This is a genomic window from Anaerosporobacter sp. (genome assembly GCF_965301125.1).
Window position 1 is genome coordinate 1 of sequence record NZ_CBDLAM010000216.1, and the last position, 5,697, is coordinate 5,697.

The following is a 5,697-nucleotide window of genomic DNA, read 5'->3' on the forward strand; positions in this document are numbered from 1 at the left end:
ATATAGATAGGTTACTTGTTATAAACCTATCAAACGAATTAATATGTTGCATCAGATTGATTACAACAAGATCTGCATGTTCTAGAATATACTTCGTACTTTCCTTACTACTATCTTGTAAATCCATGAATACAAGATCATCATATTCTTTGCATAACTGTACAAATTGTGGCAAGATTCTAGCAAGCTCTTTTTCAAAAAGTGAAGCCTTAGTCTGACGGTTAGGAAGATAATATAACAAATCTGGGTACATTTCTTTCGCTAGATCATGTACTTGCTTTGATAAATCAAATGTTTCTTTACTTAGTAATCTACAAAACAATTCCTTAGAACCATTCATATGATAGGGATTAAGACTATGAAATAGCAATGATAATTTGGTCTTTGGGGTAATATTATCTCGAATCATATTCCAATTAGTATGATTTTCCCACATTAAGATTTTCTGCTTCTTTCTAACTGCCAGAAAAGTAGCTAAGCAACAAAGATTACTTGTGGTTCCTGCATTTCCTCTAACATCGCTATAAAATGCGACTAACATTCCACCACTCCTTTCTTCAATTGATTAATTGCATAATGAATCTCCTTGCTTGTAAATGTATGTATTTCTTCGATTATAAAAGACAAGGTTTGCATCATATCATTAGACATTCTTTTAAAGTCCTTTACTTCTTCAAATTCTAAACATTGCTTATAATACGCATCATAACTATCTAACCAAAGCTCATTAATCATACATAACTTCTTACTGTCTGGGTAATTACGTATGAAATATTTACTATCTAATCTCTTATTACAAATGTCCCTTATAATAAGGATACATTGTTTGTTATACATAAAAATTGCCTTGGCCACCTCATCCATTGTTCTCTTATATAGATTCGCTATCACAACCATATTATCAAAGCTGTTAAGAATATCGACAGATAACTCTATCTCCTGAATTTCTAATTCATATAAGACAAATGAATAATCATTTAATATTTCTCCATGAACTTGAAGCCATTCTTTACTACATGTGATCCAATCTAGTCCCATATAATAATTCGGTTGATAATCTTTCTCCTCCTTTTCCAACAGTGTGACGATCAGTACCTCTTGCCCACATAAACGCAATACTCTGCCAATATAATATACAATATCTCGGCTAGGTACACCAATAAAAGCTATTGACTTAGCCATTCCTCCTCCTTTTTTGATATCTATTATAGATATCTGATTTAATTTATATTTTTACGAAATTAAAAATTGGAATTACTTTAGAAAAAAATAAATGAAACGATAAGCCAGATAAAAAGACTTGTTGTAGATTAGATTAATTATATCCCAGATTTTCTCATTTCTAAACCTTTTTTTACATTTTATAACAAAAAAGCTTTTGCAAAATATTGATTAAAACAAATGTAGCGAAATACACCTAATCAAATAATAAGTTTGCAAAAGCCTTTTTATTTATTATTTAGATTCATAAGCCTTTTTTGCAGCTTCCATAATTTTAGTATTTGCAGTAGACATAAATTGGTCACCTTCTTGAATTATGGCATAGAAAGCATCATAGGCTTCTTGACTTTTCTTTGTTTCTTCTGTACAACTTTCAACAGCTTCACGATAAGAGTTAACAGCACTTAAAGCTTGTTCTGCACCTTCTTTGAAAACTACCTGTGCTTCCTTATATCGTTTTGGAGCAGACAAATCTCTTAAAGCAGTAAACTCTGTTTCCATAGTTTTAAGGTCATCTAAAACTGCTGTTCTTGCATCCTCATTGGTTACATCGTTAAGAAATGTTTGTATATCTGTAACTAAAGTTGAATTTGCAGTTGTTGCATTGTTCATAGCTGTTGTAACATCATCACAATAATTTTGTTCTGCTTTTTTATCAGAGCATCCTGTTAAAGCAAAAACAAAACATAAAGTAAAAACTGTTATTAAAATTTTGTTGAATTTTTTCATTTTTCCTCCCTTAGGCAACATCAGATTCTTAATGACATACTTCACCTAATCTATGATATAAAAACTACATCATTATCCTATCAGAATAAACTTAAGATTTCAACTAGTAAATATAAATACAGGTACTTTTTTCCTATTTTTCTCCAAATTCAACAACGATACTACATATTAATCATATTATCAACAATTCCCATTGTAGATTTTCGATGTGACACAAGAATAATGGTTTTATCCTCTTTTTCCTTATTCAAACTCTCTAATATAATTCCTTCATTCAAACTATCAATATTGCTAGTTGGTTCGTCTAAGAATATGATATTACTATTATGAAGAAATGCTCTTGCAATACCAATTCGTTGTCTTTCCCCTCCTGATAAGGACTCTCCTAATTCACTAACTTTGGTATCATAACCATTTGGTAGAGATAGAATAAAATCATGAATAGAAGCTTTTTTCGCTGCCTCGATTACTTCTTCTCTTGTAGCATCTTCTTTTGCAATCTTAATATTATTCTCTATCGTATCATGAAATAAGAAAGTTTCTTGGGTTACATAAGAGATCATATTTCTTAATGATGAAGTCTTAATGGTATTCACATCATTCTCACCATAATATATTTTTCCCTTGTTAGTCTCATAAAAACGCATCAGTAATTTTAACAATGTTGATTTACCACAGCCACTCTTACCTAAGATACCATGAATCCTCTTTTCTGAAAATGTTTCATTGAAGTTATTTAAAACTTCCTTATTCTCATATCCGAATGTCACTCCATCACAAGTAATATTTCCACCACATTCTTCTTCGCCCGAAACATTATCAAGAACAACAGGTTCTTCACTTAACAAATCAAGAACACGATTTCCACAAGCTAGGGTATGGTTTAAATTATTTGATAATGCTGATAAAGCTGCTGTTGGTCCAAACGAACCAATCATTGCAACTGTTGCAATTAATGACATTCCACCCTCGATTTCACCGTTACTTGCAAGATATCCAGAAACAGCAAGCATAGTAATTCCTGCAAAAAGAATAATCCAATCTGTAGTAATCTTTTGTACACTTTCTTCCTTCTTTAGTTCCTTCGTAATCTTTTCCAAACTCTCTGTCTTCTCAGCAAGCTCTCTTTGTCTTTTCTCTTGTTGTCCATATTGAATGATTTCTTCTAATCCATAAAGATTATCAAGTACTGAAGTATTCAAATCACCAAAGGAATCTCTATAATCTTGTCCCTTCTTACTTCCCCTCTTACTATTTAGCACTGGTACTACAAGTCCAACTAAAAGATAGAATAGCAAGGCTACTATCCCTAAAAGTAGATGTATATTACCAATAAAAACACACATAAATACAGACGTAATAACAGCTATAGCAATTGGTGAAATCGTATGTGCATAGAACACCTCTAATAATTCGATATCACTTGTTATTATTGAAATAAGGTTACCTTTATCATTCCCGTCTAACTTCGCGGGTGCTAGGCGACGCAGTGACGTAAATACTTTATTTCTAATTCTTGCTAATAATTTGAATGCAATATAGTGATTACATGCTTGTTCTGCATAACGTAAGATACCTCGTATCACTGCAAATATGATAATGATTGTAAAGATTGTAGTAAGCGTAAGCTTATTATATAAACCAGATACAGATAACAACCCATAACCACCAAGAATTGTTATAAAGGTAGCCACAAGATTTCCTATGCTCCCCATTAAGATTGCTAGCAACATATATCCTATAAGAGGACGAATCATACCAAGCAACTCTAACATAATCTGTAAACTATTTCTTTTCTTATGTTGCATTAGCTTGCTACCTCCTCTGTATATTTTTCTAACTCTTTTTGACTTGTATTCATATCATGATAATACTTTTGTCTACTAAGTAATACTTCATGAGTTCCTATTTCAACTATTTCTCCATCTTTCATAGCAAGTATATTATCTGCATTTACCACATTAGCCAATCTGTGAGATATGAGGATTACAGTCTTTCTTTCAGCCAATGTATGAATGACGTCCATGATTTTATTCTCACTTTCAACATCAATATTTGAAGTTGCTTCATCGAAGATATAGATATCACTATCATGTAAAATTGCTCTAGCTAACGCCATTCTTTGCTTTTGCCCTCCAGATAGATTAGATGCTTTTTCTTTAATTTTCATAGATAATCCGCCCTTTTCCAAGATGGTATCAAGAAGATCAACTTGTTCTAAAGCTAATAACATCTCTTCTTTAGTAGCATCTTCTTTCCCCATACGAAGATTTTCTTCCACGGTTCCTTTGAATAAATAGCTATCATGACGAATTCTAGTAATTCTTTTATGCAAATATTCTTCTGGTAAATCATTAATATCATAAGTCCCCATTAAAACGTGACCTTTATTTGGTCTATTGTCATTCATTATTAATGATGCTATCGTACTCTTTCCACAGCCAGAAGTTCCAACAAGTGCAGTAAATGAATTCTTAGGAAGTGTAAATGATATTTTATCAATAACCGTCTGTCCTTCTTCATAACCAAACGATACATTATTAAAATGAATATCTGTTCCTAAGTCCTTTAACTGCTTATCATCTAGTTTATTTCCTTTATTATTCTCCACTGGAATATCAAGCAATGCAAAGATCTTATTAGCTGCAGCATTACCATTCATAGCAATATGGAAAAAGGATCCTAGTAAACGCAGTGGCAAAAAGAAATCTGCTGCAATTAACATAATGAACAAGCACGCAGTAAATGTAATTTGTCCACTTCTATATTCAAGAATACTTAAGATAATACCCACCGCAGCACCACCATAAGCAATTAAATCCATGACACTAATAGAATTTAATTGCATAATCAATACTCGCATCGTAATCTTACGAAACTTCTCTGCTTCTTCATCCATCTTCTTTGCATAGCATTCATCTGCTTGATAAATCTTTAAAGTCGTCAAACCTTGTAAATTTTCTAAGAAGGTGTCACCAAGTCCCGTATAGATTCCCCAATACTTATTTAACATCTTCTTAGCAAATTTCTGAACAGCTATTATCGACACTGGAATTAAGGGCACACAAAGTAATAAAACAATTGCGACCTTAATACTCATAAAACTTACAATAACAAATAAAGTAATCGGTGCTAATAAGCTATAGAAAAATTGAGGTACATATCTACCAAAATAGATTTCTAACTGTTCCACACCTTCTGTACTGATCTGTACGATTTCAGATGTGGCCATGCTCTTACGATATTTTGTTCCCATTTTCATTAATTTTTGATTTATCACTTCACGTAATCTTCTCTTAACCTTTGTAGATGCTATGTACGACATAGTATCATTAATCTTTGTCATGCCTCCACGTATCAATATCACTGTAACAAAGGTAAGGAAAAGTATTATCACTTGTTTTAATGTAAATGTATCTTTCACGATCGAATTAATTGTATTCGCTACTACAAACATTAGAGTCACATTAGCTAATAAAGAAATCCATTGTGTTAAAACCATTCCTGTAACCTGTTTTTGATTATCTTTAAATTCATGCAATAATCGTTTATGAAACATATTTTTATTTTCCTCTCTTTTTATATTGTACTACATGGCAAAAAGTCGCAATACAAAATGCGACGCCAACAAGCTTATCTTTTTGTTTTAATTTAACATTCTTCTATATCTTATACGGATCTGGTGATCGTCTTAATTCGAAATAGAAAATAATAAATGTGTCCAAGAGCAACGCCTATTATAAATAC

Annotated in this window: 5 protein-coding genes; all 5 read right to left on the reverse strand. The window is 31.8% G+C overall.

Annotation, left to right across the window (positions count from 1 at the left end; genetic code table 11):
• Positions 1-541 (reverse strand): hypothetical protein (locus ACW2QF_RS17025; RefSeq protein WP_455717211.1); only part of this gene is annotated, 541 nt, incomplete at its 3' end.
• Complete coding sequence (locus tag ACW2QF_RS17030) at positions 535-1,182, reverse strand: hypothetical protein (protein ID WP_455717212.1); 648 nt, start codon at positions 1,180-1,182, stop codon at positions 535-537. The genes ACW2QF_RS17030 and ACW2QF_RS17025, both read right to left, overlap by 7 nt.
• Positions 1,183-1,455: 273 nt before the next feature.
• Positions 1,456-1,950 carry a hypothetical protein gene (locus ACW2QF_RS17035; RefSeq protein ID WP_455717213.1) on the reverse strand — a complete coding sequence of 165 codons (495 nt, stop codon included), beginning with the start codon at positions 1,948-1,950 and terminating at the stop codon, positions 1,456-1,458.
• A gap of 161 nt (positions 1,951-2,111) precedes the next feature.
• Positions 2,112-3,758, reverse strand: coding sequence for an amino acid ABC transporter ATP-binding/permease protein (locus ACW2QF_RS17040; RefSeq protein WP_455717214.1), 1,647 nt, complete (start codon positions 3,756-3,758; stop codon positions 2,112-2,114).
• A complete protein-coding gene (locus ACW2QF_RS17045; RefSeq protein WP_455717215.1) occupies positions 3,758-5,509 on the reverse strand; it encodes an ABC transporter ATP-binding protein/permease in 1,752 nt (583 codons plus the stop codon). Before ACW2QF_RS17045 ends, ACW2QF_RS17040 begins: the two co-directional genes overlap by 1 nt.
• Between the last annotated feature and the right edge of the window lie 188 nt (positions 5,510-5,697).